Raw genomic sequence first — 25,513 nt, 5'->3', positions numbered from 1 at the left:
TTCTTCGTATGTGGCTCAGCGCAGGTCGAAGCGGTCCAGCTCCGAGACCTTGCCCCACGCGGCGACGAAGTCGCGCACGAACTTCTCGTTCGCATCGTCGCTGGCGTAGACCTCCGCCAGCGCCCGCAGCTCGGAGTTCGAGCCGAACAGCAGGTCGACGCGGGTGCCGCGACCGACACGCTCGCCGGAGCCGTCCTTCATACCCTCGAACGCCTGGGAGCCCGGGTCCAGCGGCGTCCAGGTGGTGCCGAGGTCGAGCAGATTCACGAAGAAGTCGTTCGTCAGCACGCCGGGACGCGTCGTGAACACGCCGTACTCCGAGCCGTCCCAGTTGGCCCCGAGCACCCGCAGGCCACCGACGAGCACCGTCATCTCGGGGGCGCTGACCGTGAGCAGGTTCGCCTTGTCGATGAGGTGGTGCTCCTGAGGAAGCACCGCGTTGCGTCCGTAGTAGTTGCGGAATCCGTCGGCCGCAGGCTCGAGGTAGCCGAACGAGTCGGCATCCGTCTGCTCCTGCGTCGCGTCGGTGCGGCCCGGGTGGAAGACCACCTCGGCGTCGACACCGGCAGCGTGCGCCGCCTTCTCGACCGCCGCGTTGCCGGCGAGCACGATGAGGTCGGCCAGCGACACCTTCTTGCCGTCGGTGCGGCCGTCGTTGAACGCGGCCTGGACTGCTTGGAGCTTGTCGAGCACGAGCTTCAGCTGCGGCGGGTTGTTGACCTGCCAGTCCTTCTGCGGTGCCAGGCGGATGCGGGCGCCGTTGGTGCCGCCGCGGAAGTCGCTGCCGCGGAACGACGATGCTGCCGCCCACGCCGTGGACACCAGCTGCGCGGTGGTCAGGCCGGTGGCGAGGATCTGCTGCTTGAGCGCGGCCACATCGGCGGCGTCGATGAGCACGTGGTCCACGGCCGGGACCGGGTCCTGCCACAGGAGCTGCTCGGTGGGGACCTCGGGGCCGAGGTACCGGTCGATGGGGCCCATGTCGCGGTGGGTCAGCTTGAACCAGGCACGGGCGAACGCGTCGCCGAATGCCACCGGGTCCTCGGCGAACCGACGCGAGATCTTGTCGTACTCCGGATCAACGCGCAGCGCGAGGTCGCTGGTGAGCATGCGAGGCTCGCGACGCTTGGTCGCATCGTGGGCCATCGGCACCATGTCGGCGCCGGCGCCGTGCTTCGGCCGCCACTGGTGCGCGCCTGCGGGGCTCTTCATCAGCTCCCACTCGTAGGCGTACAGGATGTGGAAGAACTCGTTGTCCCAGCGGGTGGGGTGGTAGGTCCACGTCACCTCGAGGCCGGAGGTGATGGTGTCATCGCCCTTGCCGGAGGCGTGGTTGTTCTTCCAGCCCATGCCCTGCATCTCCAGGCCCGCCGCCTCGGGGTTGTCCTCGAGGTTCGAGTCGGGAGCAGCGCCGTGGGTCTTGCCGAAGGTGTGACCACCGGCGATGAGGGCGACGGTCTCCTCATCGTTCATGCCCATGCGGCCGAAGGTGTCACGGATGTCGCGCGCGGAGCCGAGCGGGTCGGGGTTGCCGGCCGGGCCCTCGGGATTGACGTAGATGAGACCCATCTGCACGGCTGCGAGCGGCTTCTCCAGGTCACGGTCGCCGCTGTAGCGCTGGTCGCCGAGCCAGGTGGTCTCGGGGCCCCAGTACACGTCGTCGTCGGGCTCCCAGACGTCGGCACGTCCGCCGCCGAAGCCGAACGTGGCAAAGCCCATGGACTCCAGCGCCACGTTGCCGGCGAGGATCATCAGGTCGGCCCACGACAGCGACTGGCCGTACTTCTTCTTCACCGGCCACAGCAGCCGCCGGGCCTTGTCGAGGTTGACGTTGTCGGGCCAGCTGTTCAGCGGTGCGAAGCGCTGCTGACCTGCCCCGCCGCCGCCGCGCCCGTCGGTGGCGCGGTAGGTGCCGGCACTGTGCCACGCCATGCGGATGATGAGCGGGCCGTAGTTGCCGAAGTCCGCAGGCCACCAGGCCTGCGACGTGGTGAGGGTCGCTGCGATGTCCGCCTTGACCGCGGCCAGGTCCAGCGAGGCGAAGGCCGCGGCGTAGTCGAAATCATCGCCGAGCGGGTTGCCGACGGCGGGGTTCTTCTTCAGGATGCGCAGGTTCAGCTGGTTGGGCCACCACACGTTGTTGGCGGAGCCCGTCGTGGGGTGCGGCTGGCTGTGCACGACGGGGCAGCCGCCGGCCTGCTCGGCAAACGCCTCGTCGGTGTCGGTGACGGTGACGGACTGGTCGATGTCGGTCGCGTCTTCACCGATCGCGGGGATCGTGTCGTCGGTCATGTGGGGTCCATCCAATGCAGGGTTCGGGTTACAGAAAGGGGGCAGGGAAAGATCGGGGGAAGTCAGGCGGCGGCGCACTCGGCGCACACACCCCAGTACGTCACTTCGGCGGTGGTGACGGCGAAGCCGTGGGTCTCGGAGGGCTGCAGGCACGGTGCGTGACCGACGGCGCATTCGACGTCGGCGACGCGGCCGCACGAGGTGCAGACGAGGTGGTGGTGGTTGTCGGCCACGCGCAGCTCGAAGAGCATGGGCTGGCCGGCCGGCTCGATGCGGCGGACCAGGCCCGCGTCGGCGAAATCGCCGAGGGCGTTGTAGACCGATTGCCGGTTGGCGCGGGGGATGACCGGGGCGACCTGGGCGTGGATGTCGTCGGCGCTGGCGTGCGGGTGTCCGGCGAGCGCCTCATAGACCGCCCGACGGGACTCGGTGACCCGCAGCCCGGCGGCGCGGATCGCTGCAGCGGCATCCGGGGTGCTCTGCTGCTGCGTCATTCCTCGAGCATAGCGTTGTTTTGACTGAGCCAAAACAACGCCGCACGCTCAGCCGGCGACCAGCCGGGGCGTGCCGCTCTCGTACTCGGTGAGATCGCCCGTCTCCCCCCGGCGCTGCGCCCGCCGGCCGAGGAGGAGCATGTAGGCCAGGAACGCGGCCAGCGCGGCGGCCCCGATGCCGATCTTCAGCGCCCATGGCCAGGGCTGCGCCGTGACGAACCCCTCGATCAGTCCCGACAGCGCCAGGGCGAACACCAGCCCGATCGCGACGGTGGCCAGCGACCGGCCGGCCGCGGCGAGGGCTTCGCCTCTCCCCCGGGCGCCGGGGGCGACCCACGCCCAGAAGATGTGCAGGCCCGCGGCTCCCGCGACGAAGATGCTCGTCAGCTCCAGCAGGCCGTGCGGGGCGATGTAGAGCAGGAACACGTCACCGCGGCCGTGCGCGAACAGCACCGCCGCGGCCGTTCCCACCCCGATCGCGTTCTGCATCAGCACCATCACCGGCCACAGCCCGGTGATGCCGAACATCACACACTGCGCGGCGATCCAGGCGTTGTTGGTCCACACCGTCCCCGCGAACACCGCCGCCGGGTTCTCGCTGTAGTACTGGGTGAACTCGTTCTCGGCGTAGTGCTCCAGCTGCGCGGCGCTGCCCATCGCAGCCAGGGCCGCCGGGTCGCCGGCGACCCAGGTCGCCACGAGGGCGGCGACCACGACGAACAGGGCGGCGATGACGAGGGTCGTGTAGCGCAGCCGGTACAGGGCCGCCGGCAGCTGCAGCACGAAGAAGCGCGGGATCTGCCGCAGCACGTTGTCCTGTGTGCCGGTCAGGCGCAGCCGGGCGCGGGAGAGCAGCGTCGACAGGTAGTCGCCCTCACGGGTGCGGCCGGCGGAGGTCTTCAGCTCCGCCAGGTCTGCGGATGCCGCGCGGTAGCGGGTGACCAGTTCGTCGGCTTGTCTGCCGTCGAGGCGGCGGCGACGGCCCAGCTCGTCCAACCGGGCCCATTCCTCCCGCCGGGCGGCGGTGAGGGCGTCGGCATCCATGTGATTCACTGTAGCCATGCCGACGCCCGGTCCCGCCGTGGAGATCCGCCAGGACGAGATCCTCACCGGTGAGGCCGTGGCCCTGGACGTACAGCCCATCGGCTACTTCCTGCGGGCGGTGGGCGTGCTCATCGACATGGTCGCCGGCGTCCTGCTGTTCGTGCTGCTGGCGCTCGTGGTCTCCTGGGCAACCTGGGAGAATGTCCTGGGTGGCGAGCTGACCGGGGTGTTCACGATCGTGGTGATGGTGATGGTGATGGTCGTCATCCCCACCGCGGTGGAGACCGCCACGCGCGGCCGGAGCCTGGGCAAACTCGCCATCGGCGCCCGCATCGTGCGCGTCGACGGCGGGGCGTCGGGGTTCCGGCAGGCGCTCATCCGGGCGCTCGTGGGGGTGTTCGAGCTGTGGTTCACCGCCGGCGCGGTCGCCGGCATCGTCGGCGCGTTCACGCCCCGATCCGAGCGCCTGGGCGATCTGCTCGCCGGCACCTACAGCGAACGCACCCGCACCCCGAAGCTGCCCCCCGCACCCCCGGGGGTCCCGGCGGCGCTGACCGGCTGGGCCACGATCGCCGATGTCGGGCGGCTGCCCGACCGCCTCGCGCGGCGCATCGCGCAGTTCGTGCGCCAGGCCGGCGACCTCGACCCCGCCGCCCGGATCCGCACCGCGATGCGCCTGGCCGACGAGGCGCGCGAGTTCGTCTCCCCCGTGCCGCCGGTGGATCCGGAGACACTCCTGCTCGGCGTGGTCGCGGTGCGCCGTGAGCGGGAGCTGCGCGCCCTGCAGGGCGAGGACGAGCGCACCGCGGCGCTCACCGCCGGCGTCGGCGTGGCGCCGCGCGGGTTCCCGGAGCGCTAGGGAAGCTCAGTACCTGTACTGGTCCAGCTTGTAGGGGCCCTCGACGGGGACGCCGATGTAGGCCGCCTGTGCGGGAGTGAGCGTCGTCAGCTGCACGCCGAGCGCATCCAGGTGCAGCCGGGCGACCTTCTCATCGAGGTGCTTGGGCAGCGTGTACACCGCGGTCGGGTACTCATCCCGCTTGGTGAACAGCTCGATCTGCGCGAGCACCTGGTTGGTGAACGATGCGCTCATCACGAACGACGGGTGACCGGTGGCGTTGCCCAGGTTCAGCAGCCGCCCTTCGCTCAGCACGAGCACGCTGCGCCCGGTCGGCAGGCGCCACTCGTGCACCTGCGGCTTGATCTCCACCCGCTCGGCGCCCGGCAACGACTCCAGCCCCGCCATGTCGATCTCATTGTCGAAGTGTCCGACGTTGCCGACGATCGCGAGGTGCTTCAGCGCCAGCAGGTCGTCCACGGTGACGACGTCCTTGTTGCCGGTGCCCGTGATGAGGATGTCGACCTGGCCTGCGACATCGGCCAGCCGCGCGACCTGGTAGCCGTCCATCGCGGCCTGCAGCGCGCAGATGGGGTCCACTTCGCTCACGATGACGCGTGCACCCTGGCCGCGCAGCGCCTCGGCGGCGCCCTTGCCCACGTCGCCGTAGCCGCACACGAATGCGACCTTGCCGCCCATCAGCACGTCGGTGGCGCGGTTGATGCCGTCGGGGAGCGAATGACGGATGCCGTACTTGTTGTCGAACTTCGACTTCGTCACCGAGTCGTTGACGTTGATGGCGGGGAAGAGCAGGTCACCGGCTGCCGCGAGCTCGTACAGCCGGTGCACGCCGGTCGTGGTCTCCTCGGTGACCCCGATCAGCTCGGCGGCGATGCGGGTGAAGCGCTCGGGGTCGCGGGCGAGGCTGCGCCGCAGCAGATCCAGGACGACGCGGTACTCCGCGGGGTCGTCGGGCGCGGCATCCGGCACGCCGCCGGCCTTTTCGAACTCGACGCCCTTGTGGACGAGCATGGTCGCATCCCCGCCGTCGTCGAGGATGAGGTTCGGGCCGTCGAAGCCCTCGTCGCTCCAGTCGAAGATGCGGTCGGCCAGGTCCCAGTACTCCTGGAGCGTCTCGCCCTTCCACGCGAACACCGGCACGCCGCGCGGCTGATCGACGGTGCCGTCGGGCCCGACCACGACGGCCGCGGCGGCCTCGTCCTGAGTGGAGAAGATGTTGCAGCTGGCCCAGCGCACCTGCGCGCCGAGCGCCACGAGCGTCTCGATGAGCACCGCGGTCTGCACCGTCATGTGCAGCGACCCGGCGATGCGCGCGCCGGCGAGCGGCTGCGACGGGCCGAACTCCTCGCGCAGCGACATCAATCCCGGCATCTCGTTCTCGGCCAGACGCAGTTGATGGCGACCAGCCTCGGCGAGCGACAGATCGGCGACGGCGTGGGCGATGGCGGGAGTCTGGGTCGGCATCCCGACATTGTCGCACTGCTCAGTGGCAGCGGCGAGGTGTCAGACGCGCAGCGTCTCGTGGCGCACGACGACCCAGCCCTTCGGCACCGACAGCCGATCGGTGTGGATCGCACACAGGTCGTGGGCGTGCGGATCGTTGCCACCGCCCAGGGGTCCGAGGGCGGCCATCTGGTCCCCGTAGTCGAACGTGAGCGTCGTCACGGCCTCGCGGGCGCACCCGACCTTGGAACACAGTCTCTCGCGCATCGGCACCACGCTATCCGCGCCGAGGCCGTGCGGGCGGATGCCGCGCGGTGACCGCTCAGAAGAAGCGGAACCGCTCCGGGCCCAGATCCCAGGGATCCTTGTCGAGGTACTCTGCGGCGGCACGGAACACGCAGCTTTCGATGATCATCCGCCGGTGCAGCTCGTCTTCCCGGTGGGGGCGGCTGAGCCGCTCGATCGGCAGGCGGTACAGGATGATCCGCTTCTGGTCGGGCAGCACGGTCCACCGCGGGATGCCGTCGGCATCGGTGTCCTCGGGCATCTCGCCCACCTCGAAGCGCACGTCCCGCAGGTCCTCCCACGCGCTGCGCAGGAACTCCGCTGCGGTGCCCACGGCGAGGTCGAATCGCTCCGCCCGGGTGTCCAGCGGCGGCAGCGGCGGACGCACCACGGGGCTGCGGCCCTCGCGACCGTGCCGGCCGTGGCGCGACGGCCGGGGACGTGCGGCCGTGGCGCTGCGGGTACGACGCCGGATCATATGCCCATCCTAGGCCGCCCCGCCGCGCCCGGCCCGGTCAGGGGTGGACGACGAGAGGGGCGGCGGCGGCGTCGGCGGGCCACACCGCGTAGGACGCCAGCGCGCCGGGTCCGCTGTAGCCGACGGCGGCGTGCACCGGGCCGCTGGCTTCGAGCCGGTACAGTGCATCGGCGGTGACCGAGACGCGGACGGTCCCCTGTGCCGGCACCGTGAGCTCCTCTGCGGTGCCGCCACCGGCATCCGGGGTCAGCGTCACGGTCACGTCCTCGTCCCCGGGGTTGGCGATGGCCAGCGTTGGCGACGGTCCTGCGGCGATCGCCACGAGCGATGCGGCGTCGATGCGCGGGGCGGCAGCATGCCAGGCGAAGTCGTCGCCCTGGGCGAAGCCGGTCGCCGTCCACAGGCCGGCCACGATCGCGGCGTCGGCTTGTACGTGCACGCTGTAGGTGCCGATCGGGAGCCGGCCCAGGTCCAGTTCCAGCGGAAGTCCGGCCTCCAGCGGCACCTCGCGGGTCTCGACCGCCTGAGAGCCGCTGCGCACGGTCACCGTCGCGGTGGTCGTGGTGCCGGGCGCCAGCAGCCGCACGATCGTGGCCGGATCGGACGCGCCCTCGACCCCTGGTGCGGCGGTGACCGCCACGCCGGGGAGGACCTGCTCGGTCTCGGGAGCGATGATCGCGCCCACCTGGTCGACGCCGCCGGGCGCGAGGGTGCGGGTGATGCTCGCCTGCAGGGCAGCCTGCACCGGCGCGCCGGACGAGGTGATGTGCAGGATCGGGCTCTGCTCGCCGCGCGCCAGGGCGGCCAGGGGTACGATGCGCTGGCTGCCCGGCGCGACCACGAGGGTTCCCGCCGGCGGGTTCAGCGCGCCCGTAGCGCCGTAGACGGTGACCTGCACCTCCGCCGGCACGTCGCCGGGGTTGGCCAGCAGTAGCAGCCCGGAGGACCCCGTCGTGGTGGCCCCGCCGACGATCCAGGATTCAAGCAGCGGCGGCACGCACGACGCCGCGGCGAAGCCGGCGAGGTCATCGGCCGCGACGGCCGCCGAAGACGCGGCGGCGAGGTCGGTGCGGGCGTCGCGGGCGGGCGGCGCGATGAACGCCGCCGGTGCCAGGCCGTCCACTCCCGGCACCACGAGCGCGAGGTCGGATGCCGCCGCCTGACCGGTCCCGGTACCGGAGGTCACCGCGGCCTCGGCGGCGAGAGTGATCCCGGCGGCGACGCTCGCATCGCGGCCGATGGCCAGCAGCCCGCCGGGGCAGGAGGCGACGGATTCGGATGGTGCGGGGGTCGCGACGACCGAGACGGGTGCGTGGTGGTGGGTCGGCCACGTGAGGGCGACCGCGGTGACGGTGCCGGCTACCAGCGTGACGGCGGCGACGGTGCCGCCGACCAGTCGGGCACTGGTGGTGGCCCAGCGGGATCTCGTGGTCATCGTCCCTCCTCAGCGCGAAGCCCCACGATGCGCGGTGCGCGCCGCGCGTCACGTCGGGTCTGTGCCGTCGGGATGGCCAGCAGCAGCGCAATGGTCAGCACCACGAGCTGGCCGATCGCGATGCCGCGGGCGGTCGCAGCGACGGCGGGCGTCTCGCCGGCGCGGGCGGAGATCTCGCCGGAGACGAGCCAGAGCGATCCGCGCGCGGTCTCCTCGCCCACCGATTCGAGCCGGTCGCGCTGGTCGAGGGCGATCGCCGCGGTGCGGCGCAAAGCCTGCGCGGCCTCGGTGGCGGGCTCCGGCGTGGGAGCGAGCAGCACGAATGCGATACCGCGGTCCGCGAGCGGTCCGACCGGATCGTCGGCGGCATCCGTCACGAGGTCTGCCACCAGGTCGGCCGTCTCCCGGTCGGCCGGGGTGGCCTCCAGCCGCGTCGCCCTCGCAGTGCTCTGACCACCGAGCGTCTCACTGGCGCCCCACACGACCTCGGCGGCGATCGAGCCGTCGTCCAGCGGGGTGAGCACGATGGTGCCCAGCGCCACCGATCCGCGCCCCTCGGCGGCGACGTAGGCCGGCAACGTGCTGGTGGGGCCGTCGGTCAGTGCACTGGCCTGCCGCGACTGTGCCGTCAGCGCCGGCACGGCGCTGACGGCGAGCACGACCATCACGGCGGTCGCGGCCAGAGCCCGGGCGACGGGGACCGTCGGGACGACGTCGAGGGTGATCAGAGCCGCCCCGATCACCCCGATCCACGCGAGGCTCAGGCCGGCGCCGGGCCAGATCGGGACGGGGGTCGCGGCGGTGACGGCCACCGTGATGGCCACGGCGGCGAAGGCGGTGGCGAGGCCGAGGGCGGCGACCGACAGCAGCACCACACCGGCGGCCCAACGCACCGTCAGCGGGGCCAGGAGGGCCAGCAGGGCCGGCAGCGCCAGCAGCAGCGGCACCCACCAGATGGGAGCGCCGCCGAGCAGCTGCCCCCAGCCGCCCGGATCGGGGGTGGGGAAGCCGGCGGCCAGCAGGGCTCTGCCGGCGGGATCCGCCGTCGCCACCGGTCCGTCCCAGGTCACGCCGGGGTCCGCGAGCAGACCCCAGGGGTTGCCGGATGCCAGTTGCTGCCACACCAGCGGAGCGGCGATCGCTGCCGTGGGCACCACCAGCCACGCGATGCGCCCGACGCTGCGGCTGCCGCCACGCACCCCGGCGATCACGAGAGCGACCAGCCACAGCGCCAGCAGCGCCGGCACGATCGACGGCGCGCACGCCGCGACAGCGGCCAGCACGAGGGATGCCACCCCGGCGGCGGCCCAGGAGCGGTGGGCGACGGAGCCGGCGAAGAACAGCCACGGCAGCAGCAGGTGCGCGATCATCGCGGCGGGCCGGGGTTGCACGAGCGCAGCGAGGAATGTCGGCGCCAGCGCCCACGCGACGGCGCCGGTGATGCGCAGCAGCGAACGGTCGGTCACGCGGGTGGCGGCGAACCAGCCGCCCAGCACTGCCATCGGCAGGGCCAGCACCCACAGCACGACCATCGCCTGCGACGGCGCGGCGGGCGAGAAGCTGCCGATGACGGCCACGATCGTGGCGAAGGGGTCCGCCGCGCCGACCGCATCGAGCCCCAGCTGCCGCTGTCCGTAGGAGGCATCCGCCCACAGCTGCGCCACCGTGTCGCGAAGGGGTGCCAGGGCGCCGCCGCCCAGGGCGGGCCAGGCCAGGAGTGCCGGGAATGCGACGACCGACACCACGAGGGCAGCCAGCACCGCCCAGGCACCGCCGCCGCTGAAGAAGCGCAGCTCGGAGCGGCGCACGTCCGCGAGCCGGTCGGACTCGTCGGTGAGGGCGAGGTTGGTGCGCAGATCCGCCCGGCCCACACGCAGCGGCGCGAGCGACTGCCAGGAGACGGTGCGGGTGCGGCGGATGCCGGCACGCGCCCGGGTGATGGCGCGGATGCGCACCATGGCGGTCGCGGCAGCGGCCCACTCCGGCCAGATCTGTCCCGGACGCTTCGCAACGAGGTGAACGATGGTGCGCCACAGCGCGATCGGCAGGATGGCGAGCCATTGCAGCGCAAGCATGGCCGCCGGGGCGTACACGAGCCGCCGATGCAGCTGCGCGGTGCGGGTGGCGAAGACGCGCCGCATCCGCCGCCGCGAGCCGTACGTGTCGGGCAGTCCCGCCACGCCATCGCCGGCGACGGCGACACGGGCGGCGGGGACGAGGGTGACCCTGGCGCCGGCGAGCCGCGCGCGCACGCCGAGGTCCAGGCCCTCGTCGGCGCCGGACAGTCCCCGGTCGAGCCCCCGCAGGTGGCGCCACACCTCGGCCCGCACCAGCACGCCGCGCACGTCCGCGGCCAGCACGTCCTGCCCGGCGTCGTGCTGGCCCTGGTCCAGTTCGCCGTCGGCGAGCCCCACGGTGCGCCCGAGGGTGGTCATCGACACCCCGAGCGAGACGATCTCGCCGCGATCATCCCAACGCACCAGCTTCGGGGCGGCGAAGGCGACCGAGGGTGCCAGCTCCAGTGCGCCGGCGAGCCGTGCCAGCGCGTCGGGTTCGGGGGCGGTGTCCTGTGCCAGCAGCCACACCACGTCGCCCTGCAGCCGGTGGGTCGCCAGCGCCGTGGCCTCGGCGTACCCCGTCGTCCGGGGTGCGGAGATCACGCCCTCGGCACGGGAGTCGGCGGCGAGCTGGCGGAGATTGTCGTCTTCCCCGCACAGCACGATCGTCAGGGCGTCGAGGGGGCGGGTCTGCGCTTCGAGTGCCGCAAGCGTGCGTCGCAGATGAAACGCGGCGGGCGTGCGGCCGTCGGGGCGCACGACGAGGATGGCGTGGACTCGGGCGGGCATGGCGGGGACAGCCTATGGGCGCGTCGGCGGCAACCCGCGCTCATGCGCGCGGGTCGGCCGAATCCGGTTCAGGACGCCTGACGCTTGAGCTTGCGGCGCTCGCGCTCGCTGAGCCCGCCCCAGATCCCGAAACGCTCATCGTTGTTGAGCGCATACTCGAGGCATTCGCTGCGCACGTCGCACGAGGTGCAGATGCGCTTGGCGTCGCGGGTCGAGCCGCCCTTCTCCGGGAAGAACGCTTCCGGATCGGTCTGCGAGCACAATGCGTCGGTCTGCCAAGCCAGTTGACCGTCGTCGTCCTCGACGTGACGACGCACACCGGGAACTCCGAGTTGAACCGGATCGACGAACCAGTTGTCGGGAACGCCCGAGCGATACTGCGATCCAGTCATCTCGTCTCCCGCCTTACTGAATGTCTGCACGGTGTGTGCGTATGCCTAATTACACCGGTGTGATTCCTCGCGGTCAAGTCGCAGATCGTAAACCCTCAACCGCGACTTCAACGTTCACCGCGTGTTTTGCGGCGTGTCGCGCGGTCGAAAGGGCGCCGTGGTGACGTCAGCGGCGCCCGGGCTGCGCGATGAACACTTCTCCGGAGCCGGTGAACGCCAGCTCCCGCTCCTCGGCGCCCGCGTACGCCGCGGCGCCCGGGCCCAGCGAGCCGACCGTGCCCGACTGCTCCCCCGCGACCTCGACGGCGCCGCGCACGGCGACCACGATCGCCGGTCCGGTGAGGCGGACTCGCGTCTCGCGGTCCACCAGCAGGCGGGTGAGGGCGAAGTCCGGGATGCCGACGTCGAACATGCCGTCACGCGGCACGACGATGGGTGCGGGCCCGGGCGTGGTGTCCACGATCCGCAGCAGTTCGGCGACATCGATGTGCTTCGGGGTGAGTCCGCCGCGGAGCACGTTGTCACTCGCCGCCATCAGCTCCAGGCCGAGGCCGTCCTGGTAGGCGTGCAGTGCTCCTGCCGGCGCGAACAGCCCCTCCCCCTGCCGCAGCTCGACGTGGTTCATCAGCAGCGCCACCACGACGCCCGGGTCCCCCGGGAAATCGTCGGCGATGCGGCGGAGTGTGGTCAGCTCGGCCGCGAACTCGGCATCCACCGCGCCGCGCACGGCGACGATGATGTCGTCGACGTCGGCCTGCGCGTCGCCGGAGAGCAGCCACGCCAGCGTCGCCCGCAGCACGGCGGCCTCGTCGGCGCCCTCGAGGCGTACCGTCAACGCGGCAGGGCCCGCGGACGGGCCGAGCGCGGCGACCAGCCGGCGCGTCTGCGCCAGCGGCCGCAGGCCCACCAGAGCGCGGAACGTGTCGCTGACGGCGACGATGATCTCGGGCTTGTGGTTGTCGTCGCGGTAGAGGCGCTCGGGGGCATCGCGCGGGATGCCTGCCGCCTCCTCCCGCGCGAAGCCCAGGACCGCTTCGGCTTTCGAGGGGTGGGCCTGGATCGACAGCGAGGACCCGGCGGCGAGGAGCTTGACCAGGTACGGCAGCGGCGCGGCATCCTGTTCCCGCAGCCACACATCGAGCGTGCGGCCGGAGCCGTCTTCGACGATGCTCGGGCACCCGGGGTGATCGCCGAACCAGATCTCCGCCTCGGGGTCACCTGACGGGATGCGTCCGGTGAGGTCAGCCAGCAGTGTGGACGAGCCCCACGCGTAATCGCGCGGGCTGTTGGAGAGCGGTACCAGCACGCTGCCAGCCTAGAGCGCGGCAGGGCGTGCATGCGAAGTCGGGCGGTAGCCTGATCTCACCATGGCCGTCCACACTAAGCACCCGGTTTCCGCGCCGCCGGCGGCCCCGGTGCGCGAGCGGACCGGGGTGCTGCTGTTGCGGGCGTGGTGCATCTTCGTGCTTTTCACCACGATGGCCGGCGCCGCCTGGGTGCTCGCCGTGGGCGAGATCCCGACGACCGTGATCGCGATCGGTTCCGGCGTCGTCTCGGCGGTCCTGTGGATCGTGCTCAAGCCCCCGGTGCAGTGGCGGCGGCTGCCCTGGTTCGCGCTGGCGTACGTCGCGTTCGCGACGGCGTCGCTGCTGTGGACCGCGTGGCCGGCCACCACCGCGGTCACGCTGCTTCTGCTGCTCATCACGACCCTGCAGGGTTTCTTCGTGGCGGCCGTGCTCACGTGGCACGAGCTGGTGCGCGCGATCGCGTCGGCGTGCAAGTGGGTCGTCGCGCTGTCGATCGCGTTCGAGGTGTGGGTGACCGTCGCCATCGGCGGACCGATCCTGCCCCGCTTCGTGGTGCCGGCCGAGAAGGCGCCGGACCCGATCGTGTACTGGTCGCGCAACAACCTCCTCGACGACGGACGCATCCAGGGCATCTTCGGCAACGCGAACCTGCTGGCGTATGCCGCGCTGCTGGCGCTCATCGTCTTCGCGATCCGGTTCGCCGCGCGCGCACCGCACCGCCCGCTCCTGGTGGCCTGGATGGTCGCGGCGCTGTTCCTGTTCGTCCGCGCCGGGTCGGCGACGGCGTTCCTCGCCGCTGGCATGGTCGTCGTCGTGCTCGTCACGATCCTGCTGATGCGCACCGCACGACGCCCCGGTGAACGCACCCGCTACTACATCGGGTACGCCGTCGTGGCCGTCGGCGGTCTGACGGCGGCGTGGCTGCTGCGGGACCGGATCTTCGGGATGCTCGGGCGCTCGGCGGATCTGACCGGGCGGGAGCGGATCTGGGGCACCGTGCTCGAGAAGGCGAGCGAGCGCCCGGTGGCCGGGTGGGGCTTCGCGAGCCCCTGGATGCCGTGGGATCCGGCGTTCGACCGCTGGATCGTAGACCACGGCCAGACCGTCATGCAGGCGCACAACATGTGGATCGACGTCTTCCTGCAGCTGGGGATCATCGGCGTGGTGCTGATGGCGATGACCTATCTCGCGTTCGTCTGGCGGTCCTGGTTCTTCGCCGTCGACCGGCCGCGGTGGGACCTGCGCGCCGATCGTCCTTATTCGCCGCTGACACTGCTGCCGGCACTGACCGGGGCGATACTGCTCGTGCAGGGGCTGGCCGAATCGGGCCCGCTGCTGCTGTGGGGGTGGCTTGCGGTGGTGATGTTCGCCTTCAAGATCAAGCAGGCACCGCTGGTGGGCGTCGGTCCCGCCGAGCAGACGCTGGCGCTGGAGCGCGGCGAGCGCCCCGAGCGGGCGGCATGACCGCGCCGCACGAGCCCCGCGACCGGGGGTTCACCGCGATCCTGTCGTCGGCGGCCATGGCCAGCGCCTTCACCTACGCGGCGCTGGGCGCGGTGTTCGCCGGGTTCGCGATCGAGCGGCTGACCAGCCGCACGACATACGTCACCGTCGTCCTGGGACTGTGCGTCGTGGGGGCGGCCATGCTCACCGCGCGTCGACGGGAGATCTCGGCGCTGCGGCTGGTCCCCTCGACGCTCGTCGTCTTCCTGCTGTGGCTGCTGGTGAGCGTCACGTGGAGCCAGGATGCCACCGCCACCCTGGCCGGCTGGGCGGGGCTGGTGGGGCTGGCGTTCCTCGCCGTCGTGATCGGGCATGTCCGCGACACGCTGCAGACCGCGCGCGCCCTCGGCGACGTCATGCGCGTGCTGCTCACGGTGTCGCTCGCGGTCGAGGTTCTCTCCGGCATCCTGCTCGACATGCCGCTGCGCTTCCTGGGCGTGCAGGGCAACATCGCCCTGCTCGGTCCCATCCAGGGCATCTTCGGCACCCGCAACGCGCTCGGGTTCATCGCGGTGCTCGCCCTCATCACATTCCTCATCGAGTACCGCACGATGTCGGTGCGGCCCGGCGTGTCGCTGTATTCGGCGGTGCTCGCCGGCACCCTGGCCGCACTGTCGGACTCCCCCACCGTGCTCGTGCTGGCCGTCGCTGTGGCCGCCGCCACCGCCGCACTGGCCCTGGTGCGCCGCACCTCGCCGGTGCGCCGCCGCACACTGCAGTGGATCCTCGGCGGCGGGCTGGTGCTGGGCATCGGGATCGCCTACACCGCACGGCATACGATCATCGGCTGGATCGGTGCGGCACGGGACTTCTCCACCCGCGCGGATCTGTGGGCGCAGATCGTCGTGTTCGTGCGCGCCCGTCCGATCCAGGGGTGGGGGTGGAGCGGCAGCTGGAGCGAGGAGTTCCCGTTCGGCACCCTCAACTACATCCTGCGGGAGACCCACCGCTCGGCGCTGAACGCCTACTTCGACGTGCTGCTGCAGGTGGGATGGGTCGGGCTGATCCTCTTCGCGATCTTCGTGGGGCTGGCCTTCGTGCGCTCCTGGCTGGTCGCGAGCGAACGCCGCTCCATCGTCTACGCCTGGACGCCGCTGATCCTCGTCGCGCTGCTGGTCGATTCGGTCTTCGAGAGCTTCACCCTCGCCGGATACGGGTGGCTCATGCTCGTGCTGTGCGCACTGCGCGCCGGACAATCCCGGTCATGGCGCGAGCGCATCGACGAGGCCACACAGGGCACCGATCTGCCGCCCGTCGGCGACCTGCCGTGGGGATCGGACAGGCGGCCGGGGTAAGATCGACGGGCTATGCCGCTTCCCGCTGACTCCCCCGCCACCGCGCCCTTCAACCCCGCATCGGCGACGATCGCCGTGGTCACCTTCAACCGCTCCGCGCTGCTGACCCGGCTGCTGGAGAGCATTGTGGCGATGGACCCCAAACCAGGGCATGTCGTGATCGTCGACAACGCGTCGACCGACGACACCACCGAGGTCGTGGAGTCCTTCCGCGACCGCATCGGCACCGAGATCGTCTACCGCCGCCTGGAGACCAACACCGGAGGCTCCGGCGGCTTCAGCGAGGGCATGCGCATCGCCTACGAGCTCGGGTCCGCCTGGATCTGGCTCATGGACGACGATGTCGAGGTCCTCCCGGACGGCCTTGCCCGGATGGGTGCGTGGGCACCGCGCTTCAAGTCGATCCAGGGCCGCCGCTACGACTACGACGGCAGCGAGTTCTACTGGCAGTACCGCATCGCCGAGCCGCTCGCGATCCCGATCCCGTTCGCGCCCGCCGGCTTCGACGAATCCGGTTACAAGGAGATGAACTCCGGCTGCTTCGAGGGGATGTTCATCCACCGCGACATCGTCGCGCAGATCGGACTGCCCGACCCCCGGTTCTTCATCTACTGGGACGACCAGATGTACGGCTGGCTCGCCTCGCGTCACACCACCTCGGTCATCGTCGACGAGTTCGTGCTCCGCCGCACCCGCGAGATCAAGCAGTGGGACATGGGCATTCGCCACATGAACGCTTCCAGCAACGCCTACCGGTACTACATCATGCGCAACCGCGGGTACATCAAGCGGTATTACCGCGCGCTCGGGGTGTACAAACCGGTGCTGTTCGGTGCCGGCACGGCGCTCACCTTCGTCAAGGAGGTCATCCGGCTGCTGCTCGTGGAGCGCACCGTCCGCGGCACCTCCCACCTGTTCCGCGGCATCCGCGATGGGCACAAGATCGCCCGGGACGCGTCGTGGAAGCCGATGCCGCCGCTGGTGGCCACCGCGGATCAGCCCGCGTTGTAGTGGTCCAGACCCTGCGGGGCGCCGCCACCCGTAGGATCGTCCCGTCACACTGATGCCTGACGGAACACCTGGCTCTCCCGAGCGAGGTGTTCGCGAGTGCGAGAGGAGCGCATGGTCCAGCACGTTCTGATCACAGGCGGTGCGGGCTTCATCGGCTCGCATCTCGCCCGCCGATTCCGCGCGGGGGGCGACACGGTCACCGTTCTGGATGCCCTGATCCCGCAGGTGCACGGCGATGATCCTGCCACGACCTCGCCGCTGCTGCGCGCTTTGGGCGGCGTGGCCGAAGTGATCCCAGGCACCGTGACGTCGACCGACGACCTCCGCCGGGCGCTCGAGGGCGCGTCGGTCGTCGTGCACCTCGCGGCCGAGACCGGGACCGGTCAGTCCATGTACGAGATCGATCGCTACACGCAGACCAACATCGGCGGCACGGCGAAGCTGCTGGATCTCCTGGCCAACAGCACACACGACGTGCGGCGGGTTGTCGTCGCATCTTCCCGCGCCATCTATGGCGAAGGTGCGTACCGCACCGAGGACGGTCGGGTCGTGTACCCACCGCACCGGAACGAGGCGGATCTGGCGGCCGGCCACTTCGACGTCCGGATGCCCGATGAGGGTCCACTCGAGACGATCGCGACGGATGAGGATGCCAAGCTCCACCCGTCCAGCGTGTACGGCATCACCAAGCAGATGCAGGAATCCCTCGTGATGACCGTGTGTCCCACCGTGGGGATCGAGCCGGTGTCGCTGCGCTATCAGAATGTGTACGGGCCGGGACAATCGCTGAGGAACCCGTACACCGGCATCCTCTCGATCTTCTCCACCCTGATTCGTCAGGGGACGGAGGTGAACATCTTTGAGGATGGGCTCGAGTCGCGCGACTTCGTGTATATAGACGACGTCGTCGAAGCCACGTTCCTCGCGGCTACGCGTCCCGAGGCGGCGGGCGGTGTGTTCAACGTCGGGTCCGGGACTGCCACCACCGTGCTGGAAGTCGTCGACGCCCTCTTCACCGCCTACGGGACGACAGTCCCTACGCGGATATCCGGCCGCTATCGGCTGGGTGACATCCGACACAACGTCGCCGACACCCGGCGCCTACGCGAGACCCTCGGCTTCGCCGCGTCGGTACCCTTCCTCGACGGCGTGCGCGCGTTTGCCGACTGGGCGATGAGGGAACCCGTAGAGAGCGCGGCTTATCAGCAATCCCTTGATGAGATGGTCACGCGGAAGCTGCTGAGGTAATCCGAGCCGGCGGCGATCAGCCGGCGTTGTAGTCCGCGTTATACCGGTCCAGGACCTCACCCAGGGGCGCGTCCAGCACGAGCGACCCCTTGTCGAGGTACAACCCTCGTGTGCAGAACCGGCGGAGGTCCCGCTCGTTGTGGCTGACGAAGAACATCGTGCGCCCCTCGGAGAGCAGTTCGTCGATGCGGCGGTAACACTTCTCGCGGAAGGCCTTGTCGCCGACGGCGAGCACCTCGTCCACCAGCAGGATGGGTTCCTCCAGTTGCGAGACCACCGCGAAGGCCAGACGCACCTTCATGCCGCTGGACAGGTGCTTGTAGGGGGTGTCGATCGAGTCTCGTAGTTCGGCGAAGTCGATGATGCTGTCGAACCGGCGGGCGACCTCGGCCCGCGGCATCCCGTGCAGCCCCGCCGTGAGCCGGACGTTCTCCCGCACCGTGAGGTCGCCGACGAACCCGCCGGTGATCTCGATGAGAGGGGCGACGCCGCCGTTCACCCGCACCTGGCCCTCATCGGGCAGCAGGACGCCAGCGACGAGTTTGAGCAGCGTGGACTTTCCCTGACCGTTGCGCCCCACCACGCCGATCGCCTCGCCGGGGCGCACCGTGAACGACACGGCGCGCAGCGCCCAGAACTCATCGGGACGCGTGCGCCGGGCAGCTCCCCCGAAAAGGTCCTTGATGCTGCGACGGCCCCGGCGACCCCGCCGGAATCGGACGCCGAGGTCGGTCGCCTCGATCGCGAACTCCGATGCCATCACAACTCCTTCAGCACGGCGTTCTCGAGCCGGCGGAACACCACGAGCCCGAGAAGCAGGAACACCACGCTCATCACGGCCGCCATCACCACCGACAGCGTGTCCCACTGATCGGGGAAGAATCCGACGCGGTACAGGGTGAAGATCCCAGCCAGCGGGTTGAAAGCGGCGAGCTCGCGAAACGCGCCGGGCAGATCCGCCACTCCGTAGATCACCGGTGACGCGTAGAACAGCGCCCGCAGGATGAGCCGCGTCGTCCGCTCCAGGTCCGTCCACAGCACGCACAGCGGCGCGACCAGCAGGCCCAGGCCCACCAGCAGCATCGTCTGCAGCAGGACAGCCAGCGGGAACCAGAGGATCCCCCAGCCGACCTGGGCTCCGGAGAAGACCGCGAACACCGCCAGGACGGGCAGTGAGCAGAGGAACTCGACCCCCTTGCTCAGCACGATCCGGTTGACCCAGATCGAGCGCGGGATGGCGGTGGACCGCACGAGGCGCGCATCCTTGTTGAAGGCGCGGGTGAAATCCGACACCGCCGAGTTGAACCACACCCAGGGCAACAGCGCGGTGATGAGGAAGACGATGTAGGGTTCGGCACCCACGCCACGCCCGAACACCTGAGTGAAGACGAACCAGTAGATCGCGGCCATCACGAGCGGGTCCAGCACCGACCAGAGGTACCCCAGCGCACTGGTCGCGTAGCGCACCTTCAGGTCCCGCGCCGACAGCAGCCAGAGCGAATGCACGTAGCGCCGTGGGGACCCGGGCGCGCCCACTGTGGCAGATGTCACAATGTCGATCCTAGGTTGTCGGGGCCGCAGCGAGCGGGCCGCACTGGTCGATCCGGTACAGGCTCGTCTCGCCGTCGGTGTCCACGAGCGTGAACAACCCCGCCTCGACGGCCGCGTGCGGGCCCGGGAAGTGGTTGCCTGCCGGGTCGCCGCCGCCGAAAGCCCGCGGCGCATACGTGACGTACCGGACGCCGAGCCGGTCGAGCGCGGCACACACCTCGGGATCGGTTTCGATGTCGGTCAACCGCCACGCCAGCGCCTGCCGGTCGGCATCCCACTGGCCGTTGACATGCGGGAACACCGGTTCCGGCCCCCCGAACACCTGTGTCCAGGCAGAACCGTCCCAGGGGTCGCCCAGCGTGCGCTGGCCCGCGGGCACGGTGTCGCTCAGGCCGGCGAAGAACGCGATCTGATCGCGCGAGACGACCTCGCCGGACGTCGCGGCGTCAGGCATGCGGAAGACATGTGCCACCGACGCGGTCACTCCGCTACAGCCGATCGCGAGCGCGGACGACGCGGCGACCAGCCAGGTGAGCGCGACCGGCACAGGCCGAGCCACCCGGGCGCGTCGCCGGGCGATCCACCGTGACGTCGCGATCACGCCGAGCGAGGCCAGCACCACGCCGATCACGGGCAGGGCGGAACTGAGACGGTACTTGTCCTTGTACCACAGTGCCGTCGCGAGCTTGGTGACCACGTCGTCGGATCCGGCCGCGAGGATGAACAGCGCAGCCACCAGCAGATAGGCCAGAACGAGCCAGCGGAGGCGGCGGTGACGCCAGGCGACGACGGCGCCGACCAGGACGGATGCCGCCAGCAGCAGGGCGGGCAGCGTGGGAATCGTTCCCACCCCGGTCAACCACGCCTGCGCGAGAACCTGCCAGATGCCGTCACCGACGGACTGCACGGCCTGCGCCTGCGGCCCGCCCAGCCGGTCGTCGAGGGGGCGCTCGAACAGCTCGAGCCTGGTCACCAGGTACCACAAGCCCACCGCTGCCGCGGCGACGACCGCCAGCGCGCCTGACACCCCCACCCACAGCACGCGGCTGCGAGCGACGCCCCCGGTCCGCCAGCCGCGCACGAACCACGCGCCCACGACGCCCACGACGGGAACCGCAAGCAGCAGCGCCCAGGTGGCGAGCACACGAGGTTGCGCGAAGGCAACGGCGGCAACCGTCAGTGCCGTGGCGGCGGTCCCCCAGGCGAGGATGCGCGGGCGCAGGGCGGGGCGGCATCCGTGCCATGCCCGCCAGGCGAGAACCGGCACGGCGACGGCCGCGGGCAGCACAGCCGTGGCCAGGAACGTCGGGTACAGGGTGCCCCAGGTCAGCAGGGCGTAGGGCATCGCACCGAACGCCGCCCCCAGGGGAAGCGCAACCAGCCCCACCGTCGAAGCGGCGTACCGGGGCAGCACCACCTGCGACAGCCAGGCAACGCCCGGCAGCCACAGCACTGCGGCCGCGGCGATCCACGCCGCGTTGACCGCGACCGGTACGGCAGCGCCGCTGAGTTGCACGACCAGGACGACGAGCGAATGCCAGCCTGCAGGGTAGAAGGACCAGGTTCGATCCGTCTCGATCATCGTCCGCAGAGACAGCGAAGACGCGTCCCCGGTTTCGAGGATCGACGCGATCGCCGACAGGTGGAAGACGTTGTCGTAGGTCTGGCTCACCGCGTCGGGTCGGGGCACAGCTGCGAAGGCGACGGCAGCGATGACCCCAGCCGACAGCAGCCACGTCACCACGAGGGGCCATGCCTTGCCCGGCCGAAGCGGCAGGCGGATGCCGCTTCGGCGGGCCCCCCACGCGACGAGACACCCGAGAGCGGCCACCAGCAGCGGCTGCCAAGGCGCGAACGCCAGGTCAGCGGCGCCGCAGACGATGCCGGCGATGCCGATCGAGACGAGCGACAGCGGACCGGCCAGTGCCCCGCGGGCCATCGGTCCCATGCGCAGCGGCGCGAGCGTGACCAGGCCCGGCACGAGCAGTACCGCGACCGCCGCCAGCAGGGGTACGCCGGCGGCGAGCCATCCGAGGTCCGTCACGTCAGGCCAGGTCGTTGTTCCACATCGACAGCGCCGAACCGATGGCCATGTGCATGTCGAGGTACTGGTAGGTCCCGAGCCGTCCCCCGAAGTGCACGTCCTGCTCGCCCTTGGCCAGGTCGCGGTAGGCCAGCAGCTTTGCGCGGTCTGCCGCAGTGTTCACCGGGTAGTAGGGCTCGTCCTCGGGCATGGCGAAGCGGGAGTACTCACGCATGATGACCGTCTTGTCCGTGGGGTAGCGGTCGGCGCGCTCGGGGTGGAAGTGCTTGAACTCGTGGATGCGGGTGTAGGGCACCTCGGCATCGGCATAGTTCATCACGGGGGTGCCCTGGAAGTCGCCGACCTCCAGCACCTCCTCCTCGAAGTCGAGCGTGCGCCAGGAGAGCTCCCCCGCCACGCTGTCGAAGTACCGGTCGACCGGGCCGGTGTACACGATGGGAAGCTGCCCGACCGTGGCCTTCTTGTTGATGGGCTGGTCGGTGTCGAAGAAATCGACCCCCACCCGCACGTCGATGTTGGAGTGATCGGCCATGCGTTCCAGCCACCTCGTGTAGCCGTCGACGGGCAGGCCCTCCCAGGTGTCGCTGAAGTAGCGGTTGTCGTAGTTGTATCGCACCGGCAGGCGGCTGATCACCTCCGAGGGCAGGTCCTTGGGGTCGGTCTGCCACTGCTTCGCGGTGTAGTCACGGATGAACGCCTCGTACAGCGGACGGCCGATGAGGCCGATCGCGCGCTCCTCGAGGTTCGCGGCGTGCTTCGGGTCGAACTCCCCCGCCAGCTCCTGAATGAGGTCACGTGCCTGGTCGGGGGAATATGCGGCTTGGAAGAACTGATTGATCGTGCCGAGGTTGATCGGCAGCGGGTACACCACGCCCTTGTGGTTGGTGTACACCCGATGCTGGTAGTTCGTGAAGTCCGTGAACTGGTTCACGTACTCCCAGACCGTCGCGTTCGAGGTGTGGAACAGATGCGCGCCGTACCGATGCACTTCGATACCCGTCGTCGCCTCATCCTCGCTGAACGCGTTGCCGCCGATGTGGTGGCGGCGATCGATGACGGTGACCTTGCGGCCGGCCGCAGCTGCCCGTTCGGCGATCGTGAGTCCGAAGAATCCGGAGCCGACGACGAGGAGATCCATACGTTCCTTTCTGAGCGCGATGAAGAGATCGGCGCCAGTCCTGCCCCGTGGCAGTCTAGCGGCGACCGGCGGTACTACCTGCCGGACGAGGACTCACCAGGGTCGACGGAGAACGCCGTCTCCCACGTGCGCAGCGACGCGAGATCTGCCGCTGCCGCCCGATAGCGGGCGGCAAGGCGCGGCCACGCCCACCAGAGCCTGGCATGCGCGACGACCGAACCGAGTAGCAGCGAGACCGCGTGCTGACGATCGCGACGGCCGACGAAAGCCCCCTCGCCCGTGGCGCTGCGCACCGCAACGGCATCGAGCAGACCGACTCGCCACCAGCGGCCGTCGCGGCGATCGAGGATCATCTGGACCTCGTCCTGCGACCGCGGCCGCCTGACCTGATGCGCCGCAACCCGCACGAGCCTCGCGAGGGATCCGACGGGACCGCGAGGGGGGCCGACGTGCGCCGGACGGGAATCGTCCACACCCGGAAGGAGAGCTTCCTCGACCGGGATCTGATGCTCGGCCGTCAAGATCGCGATGCCGTCGGCCGGAAGGAAGTTCGCCGGGTCGCGAAGGGACTCCGGTCCTCGAAGCGCATCCCTCATGGCCTTGATCCGCAGCGCCGAGGAACCGTACTGCAGGCACAGGACGTGGTTGACGTCCTGAGCGAGCGTCCCGGCCAGCAGACGACCGGGTCGTCGGTTCGTCGAATGCAGCAGCGCCGTGATCAACCGATTGCGGAGCTGGAAATACGCCTGCCAGTCCAGCCCGTCATCCTTACCTGTCCACGGCATGTGCCACAGCGCGATCCCCGGCACCGTGACCGTGTCCACACCGGCAGCCGCGGCCCGCAGCCCGAACTCGGCATCATCCCACTTGATGAACATCGGCATCGCCGCGCCGGCACGCTGAACCAACGGGAGCGGGATCATGCAGAACCACCACCCGTTGAAATCCACGCGCCGCGGCGCGTGCAGCGCTGCCGAATCGGCCAGCGGCAATTGCTCGAGATCGACGTCCGCGAGGTCGGGGTCCACAGGACGCCACCAGAAGGCGGTCCTGTCGACGAGCTCACCCATCGTGTGCAGCCGACTCGGTTCACGCAGATTGAGCATCTGGCCACCGACGACGACCTCCTCGCGAGCGTAGGCGGAGAAGGCGCAGGCGCGCACGACGCTGTCACTCTCCAACCGCACGTCGTCGTCGAGAAGCAGCGCGTGGGTCGCCCCGGACCCGACCGCGGTCAGCATTCCCCGGCTGAAGCCACCGCTGCCGCCGAGGTTGCGCTGCTCGACCACGATGAGCCGGTCGCCGAGCGCCGAGCGGACCTCGGCGAACCCTGGTGCCTCGCGGAGGGGCAGGCTGCCCTGGTCCACCACGATGACCCGGCCCAGACGCCCCCAGACGACAGGATCCTCGGCGAGCGCGTCGAGAAGCCCCAGGCAGTCGTCGTGCCGATTGATCGTGGTGATGCACACGGCCGCCGACACCGGCCGCGGGGCGTCGACGACCGCGTGCCATGCGGCGTCCTCAACGACCACGCCGGTGGCTCCGGCCGTCACGTCGAACCACACCCAGCCGACGTCCTCGGGGAGGTCGATGTCGAAGGATGCCTGTCCGTGGATCTCGCGTTCCGCGACCACGGCAGATGCTCCGGACCTGTCCGAGGCGACGACGCTGACCCGCGCCGTCCCGCTCACATTCAGCTGGAGTCGCACCCGGTCCACGACCGTCGACTCACGCCACCACGCCGCCGGGAATGCGGAGAAATACGCGGCGAACGACTGCCGCGATCGTGCCGCCACCGAGAATGTGGTGCGACTCCACGGGGGGAGATGCGAGAGGTCATCCGTCGCCACGTACAGCGGGAGCGGCGCGGGGGCGTTCTGCTGCGGGAAGACCACGCGCTGCAGCAGACGGTCAACGGCCATCATCGGGTCCGCCCGCGATGACGGAGGGCACGAGCGCGACGCCAGAGTCGGACGCCCAGCCCCGCTCGCTCATCGAGTTGACGGCCCACCTCGTCCTGGATGTAGCGGGCGAGGTAGAGCGGCAACCCGGGGCCCCACTCACGCACGAACGACCGAAGCGCTTCATCACGGACGAGGCGGTCGTAGCGGTCGTGCTCCGTCGCGAGCGCGAACATGCTGTTCCCGAGATCGCCTCCCACTCCCACTCGCTGCATCCAGAACGCGAGCGGCGGGCCGTCGAGGAAGGCGACGTGAGCCCCGAGCGTCACCCGCAGGTAGAACTCCCAGTCCTCGACGGCGTGGAGGTCTTCACGGTACGGCCCGACGGCGGAATGAAGGGCGGCGCGGTAGAGGAAGGAGATCGGCACAGCACGGTTGACCTGAAGCAGATCCGAATAGGAGATGTCCGTCATCCCGGGCCAGTAGGGCGCCCGCCCGCTCTCGACGAACCCGTCCCCCTCCGCTCGCTCGTAGATGATCTCCGTGCGCACCATGACGCCGGCATCCTCCGGATGCTGCTCCAACCACTCGACAGTGCTGCGAAGGAATCGCGGGTCCCAGAGATCGTCGTCGTCGTGCAGGACGACATACTCGCAATCCACCGCCCGGATCCCCGCGTTGGCGGCTCCCGATCGGCCGAGCGCCGGGCGGGCATCGAGCACGGTGAATCGGTGCCGATGCGTATCCGCCACCGTCGCCAACGCTGCCTGCACGTCGCGCTCGTCGCCCCCGTCGTTGACGATGACCGTCTGCCAATCGTCGTATTCCTGCGCGAGGATGTCCCGGATCGCCCGACGCAGGAAATACGGCCGATTCTTGGTTCTGAGAACTACTCCCACGCGCGGTCGCGTGCTGGGCTCGGTCACCGCTCGGCCTCCTGAGATCAA

General features: G+C 70.3%; 21 protein-coding genes. 5 read left to right on the top strand and 16 right to left on the bottom strand.

Going from position 1 to position 25,513, the window contains the following annotated elements; translation table 11 throughout:
• Window positions 1-15: 15 nt before the first annotated feature.
• The 3 genes from katG to QNO11_RS03760 form a co-directional block, all read right to left on the bottom strand.
• The gene (gene katG, locus QNO11_RS03770) at window positions 16-2,292 is read right to left on the bottom strand and encodes a catalase/peroxidase HPI (RefSeq protein ID WP_257509399.1); all 2,277 of its coding nucleotides are present in this window, start codon (window positions 2,290-2,292) and stop codon (window positions 16-18) included.
• Window positions 2,293-2,354: 62 nt separating this feature from the next.
• Window positions 2,355-2,786 carry a Fur family transcriptional regulator gene (locus tag QNO11_RS03765; protein WP_257509398.1) on the bottom strand — a complete coding sequence of 144 codons (432 nt, stop codon included), beginning with the start codon at window positions 2,784-2,786 and terminating at the stop codon, window positions 2,355-2,357.
• 48 nt (window positions 2,787-2,834) lie between these two features.
• A complete protein-coding gene (locus tag QNO11_RS03760; RefSeq protein WP_257509397.1) occupies window positions 2,835-3,830 on the bottom strand; it encodes a stage II sporulation protein M in 996 nt (331 codons plus the stop codon).
• Window positions 3,831-3,846: 16 nt separating this feature from the next.
• Between QNO11_RS03760 and QNO11_RS03755 the strand changes: the two genes are divergently transcribed.
• Window positions 3,847-4,689 (top strand): RDD family protein, encoded by an 843-nt coding sequence (locus tag QNO11_RS03755; RefSeq protein ID WP_257509396.1) that lies wholly within the window; start codon window positions 3,847-3,849, stop codon window positions 4,687-4,689.
• A 6-nt stretch (window positions 4,690-4,695) separates the two neighbouring features.
• On the opposite strand, the gene ahcY is transcribed toward QNO11_RS03755, so the two are convergent.
• The 7 genes from ahcY to manA all read right to left on the bottom strand — a co-directional run bounded on the left by ahcY (window position 4,696) and on the right by manA (window position 12,874).
• A complete protein-coding gene (gene ahcY, locus QNO11_RS03750) occupies window positions 4,696-6,153 on the bottom strand; it encodes an adenosylhomocysteinase (RefSeq protein ID WP_257509395.1) in 1,458 nt (485 codons plus the stop codon).
• A gap of 39 nt (window positions 6,154-6,192) precedes the next feature.
• Window positions 6,193-6,399: a DUF3499 family protein gene (locus QNO11_RS03745; protein WP_257509394.1), complete on the bottom strand. Its 207-nt coding sequence runs from the start codon at window positions 6,397-6,399 to the stop codon at window positions 6,193-6,195.
• A 55-nt stretch (window positions 6,400-6,454) separates the two neighbouring features.
• Complete coding sequence (locus QNO11_RS03740; RefSeq protein WP_257509393.1) at window positions 6,455-6,895, bottom strand: metallopeptidase family protein; 441 nt, start codon at window positions 6,893-6,895, stop codon at window positions 6,455-6,457.
• Window positions 6,896-6,932: 37 nt separating this feature from the next.
• Window positions 6,933-8,330: a DUF5719 family protein gene (locus QNO11_RS03735; RefSeq protein WP_257509392.1), complete on the bottom strand. Its 1,398-nt coding sequence runs from the start codon at window positions 8,328-8,330 to the stop codon at window positions 6,933-6,935.
• Window positions 8,327-11,176 (bottom strand): glycosyltransferase, encoded by a 2,850-nt coding sequence (locus tag QNO11_RS03730; protein ID WP_257509391.1) that lies wholly within the window; start codon window positions 11,174-11,176, stop codon window positions 8,327-8,329. Before QNO11_RS03730 ends, QNO11_RS03735 begins: the two co-directional genes overlap by 4 nt.
• Window positions 11,177-11,244: 68 nt before the next feature.
• Window positions 11,245-11,568 carry a WhiB family transcriptional regulator gene (locus tag QNO11_RS03725; protein WP_257509533.1) on the bottom strand — a complete coding sequence of 108 codons (324 nt, stop codon included), beginning with the start codon at window positions 11,566-11,568 and terminating at the stop codon, window positions 11,245-11,247.
• A gap of 166 nt (window positions 11,569-11,734) precedes the next feature.
• Window positions 11,735-12,874 carry a mannose-6-phosphate isomerase, class I gene (manA, locus tag QNO11_RS03720; RefSeq protein WP_257509390.1) on the bottom strand — a complete coding sequence of 380 codons (1,140 nt, stop codon included), beginning with the start codon at window positions 12,872-12,874 and terminating at the stop codon, window positions 11,735-11,737.
• A 61-nt stretch (window positions 12,875-12,935) separates the two neighbouring features.
• On the opposite strand from manA, the gene QNO11_RS03715 reads away from it, so the two are divergent.
• The 4 genes from QNO11_RS03715 to QNO11_RS03700 all read left to right on the top strand — a co-directional run bounded on the left by QNO11_RS03715 (window position 12,936) and on the right by QNO11_RS03700 (window position 17,932).
• Complete coding sequence (locus QNO11_RS03715; RefSeq protein WP_257509389.1) at window positions 12,936-14,339, top strand: O-antigen ligase family protein; 1,404 nt, start codon at window positions 12,936-12,938, stop codon at window positions 14,337-14,339.
• A complete protein-coding gene (locus QNO11_RS03710; RefSeq protein ID WP_257509388.1) occupies window positions 14,336-15,673 on the top strand; it encodes an O-antigen ligase family protein in 1,338 nt (445 codons plus the stop codon). The genes QNO11_RS03715 and QNO11_RS03710 overlap by 4 nt, the downstream gene beginning before the upstream one ends.
• A 12-nt stretch (window positions 15,674-15,685) precedes the next feature.
• On the top strand, window positions 15,686-16,684 hold the full coding sequence (locus QNO11_RS03705; RefSeq protein WP_257509387.1) for a glycosyltransferase family 2 protein: 999 nt from the start codon (window positions 15,686-15,688) through the stop codon (window positions 16,682-16,684).
• Between the two features lie 111 nt (window positions 16,685-16,795).
• Window positions 16,796-17,932 carry an NAD-dependent epimerase/dehydratase family protein gene (locus tag QNO11_RS03700; RefSeq protein WP_257509386.1) on the top strand — a complete coding sequence of 379 codons (1,137 nt, stop codon included), beginning with the start codon at window positions 16,796-16,798 and terminating at the stop codon, window positions 17,930-17,932.
• Between the two features lie 16 nt (window positions 17,933-17,948).
• On the opposite strand, the gene QNO11_RS03695 is transcribed toward QNO11_RS03700, so the two are convergent.
• The 6 genes from QNO11_RS03695 to QNO11_RS03670 form a co-directional block, all read right to left on the bottom strand.
• Window positions 17,949-18,692 (bottom strand): ABC transporter ATP-binding protein, encoded by a 744-nt coding sequence (locus tag QNO11_RS03695; protein ID WP_257509385.1) that lies wholly within the window; start codon window positions 18,690-18,692, stop codon window positions 17,949-17,951.
• Window positions 18,692-19,483, bottom strand: a complete 792-nt coding sequence (locus tag QNO11_RS03690) for an ABC transporter permease (protein WP_257509384.1) — start codon at window positions 19,481-19,483, stop codon at window positions 18,692-18,694. Before QNO11_RS03690 ends, QNO11_RS03695 begins: the two co-directional genes overlap by 1 nt.
• Window positions 19,484-19,493: 10 nt before the next feature.
• Window positions 19,494-21,527 (bottom strand): DUF6541 family protein, encoded by a 2,034-nt coding sequence (locus QNO11_RS03685; RefSeq protein WP_257509383.1) that lies wholly within the window; start codon window positions 21,525-21,527, stop codon window positions 19,494-19,496.
• Window position 21,528: 1 nt separating this feature from the next.
• Window positions 21,529-22,665 carry a UDP-galactopyranose mutase gene (gene glf / locus QNO11_RS03680; RefSeq protein ID WP_257509382.1) on the bottom strand — a complete coding sequence of 379 codons (1,137 nt, stop codon included), beginning with the start codon at window positions 22,663-22,665 and terminating at the stop codon, window positions 21,529-21,531.
• 74 nt (window positions 22,666-22,739) lie between these two features.
• Window positions 22,740-24,587 (bottom strand): glycosyltransferase, encoded by a 1,848-nt coding sequence (locus tag QNO11_RS03675; RefSeq protein ID WP_257509381.1) that lies wholly within the window; start codon window positions 24,585-24,587, stop codon window positions 22,740-22,742.
• On the bottom strand, window positions 24,587-25,492 hold the full coding sequence (locus QNO11_RS03670) for a glycosyltransferase family 2 protein (RefSeq protein WP_257509380.1): 906 nt from the start codon (window positions 25,490-25,492) through the stop codon (window positions 24,587-24,589). The genes QNO11_RS03675 and QNO11_RS03670 overlap by 1 nt, the downstream gene beginning before the upstream one ends.
• Between the last annotated feature and the right edge of the window lie 21 nt (window positions 25,493-25,513).

It is taken from the genome of Microbacterium sp. zg-B96, assembly GCF_030246865.1.
Classification (GTDB): Bacteria; Actinomycetota; Actinomycetes; order Actinomycetales; family Microbacteriaceae; genus Microbacterium.
The sequence above is the reverse complement of the archived record's forward strand: the minus strand, read 5'-3'. Positions and strand labels throughout refer to the sequence as shown.

Coding starts and splice junctions, on each gene's coding strand:
- katG (WP_257509399.1), bottom strand. CDS start 2,292: ATGACCGACGACACGATCCCCGCGATCGGTGAAGACGCGACCGACATC.
- QNO11_RS03765 (WP_257509398.1), bottom strand. CDS start 2,786: ATGACGCAGCAGCAGAGCACCCCGGATGCCGCTGCAGCGATCCGCGCC.
- QNO11_RS03760 (WP_257509397.1), bottom strand. CDS start 3,830: ATGGATGCCGACGCCCTCACCGCCGCCCGGCGGGAGGAATGGGCCCGG.
- QNO11_RS03755 (WP_257509396.1), top strand. CDS start 3,847: ATGCCGACGCCCGGTCCCGCCGTGGAGATCCGCCAGGACGAGATCCTC.
- ahcY (WP_257509395.1), bottom strand. CDS start 6,153: ATGCCGACCCAGACTCCCGCCATCGCCCACGCCGTCGCCGATCTGTCG.
- QNO11_RS03745 (WP_257509394.1), bottom strand. CDS start 6,399: ATGCGCGAGAGACTGTGTTCCAAGGTCGGGTGCGCCCGCGAGGCCGTG.
- QNO11_RS03740 (WP_257509393.1), bottom strand. CDS start 6,895: ATGATCCGGCGTCGTACCCGCAGCGCCACGGCCGCACGTCCCCGGCCG.
- QNO11_RS03735 (WP_257509392.1), bottom strand. CDS start 8,330: ATGACCACGAGATCCCGCTGGGCCACCACCAGTGCCCGACTGGTCGGC.
- QNO11_RS03730 (WP_257509391.1), bottom strand. CDS start 11,176: ATGCCCGCCCGAGTCCACGCCATCCTCGTCGTGCGCCCCGACGGCCGC.
- QNO11_RS03725 (WP_257509533.1), bottom strand. CDS start 11,568: ATGACTGGATCGCAGTATCGCTCGGGCGTTCCCGACAACTGGTTCGTC.
- QNO11_RS03715 (WP_257509389.1), top strand. CDS start 12,936: ATGGCCGTCCACACTAAGCACCCGGTTTCCGCGCCGCCGGCGGCCCCG.
- QNO11_RS03710 (WP_257509388.1), top strand. CDS start 14,336: ATGACCGCGCCGCACGAGCCCCGCGACCGGGGGTTCACCGCGATCCTG.
- QNO11_RS03705 (WP_257509387.1), top strand. CDS start 15,686: ATGCCGCTTCCCGCTGACTCCCCCGCCACCGCGCCCTTCAACCCCGCA.
- QNO11_RS03700 (WP_257509386.1), top strand. CDS start 16,796: ATGGTCCAGCACGTTCTGATCACAGGCGGTGCGGGCTTCATCGGCTCG.
- QNO11_RS03695 (WP_257509385.1), bottom strand. CDS start 18,692: ATGGCATCGGAGTTCGCGATCGAGGCGACCGACCTCGGCGTCCGATTC.
- glf (WP_257509382.1), bottom strand. CDS start 22,665: ATGGATCTCCTCGTCGTCGGCTCCGGATTCTTCGGACTCACGATCGCC.
- QNO11_RS03675 (WP_257509381.1), bottom strand. CDS start 24,587: ATGGCCGTTGACCGTCTGCTGCAGCGCGTGGTCTTCCCGCAGCAGAAC.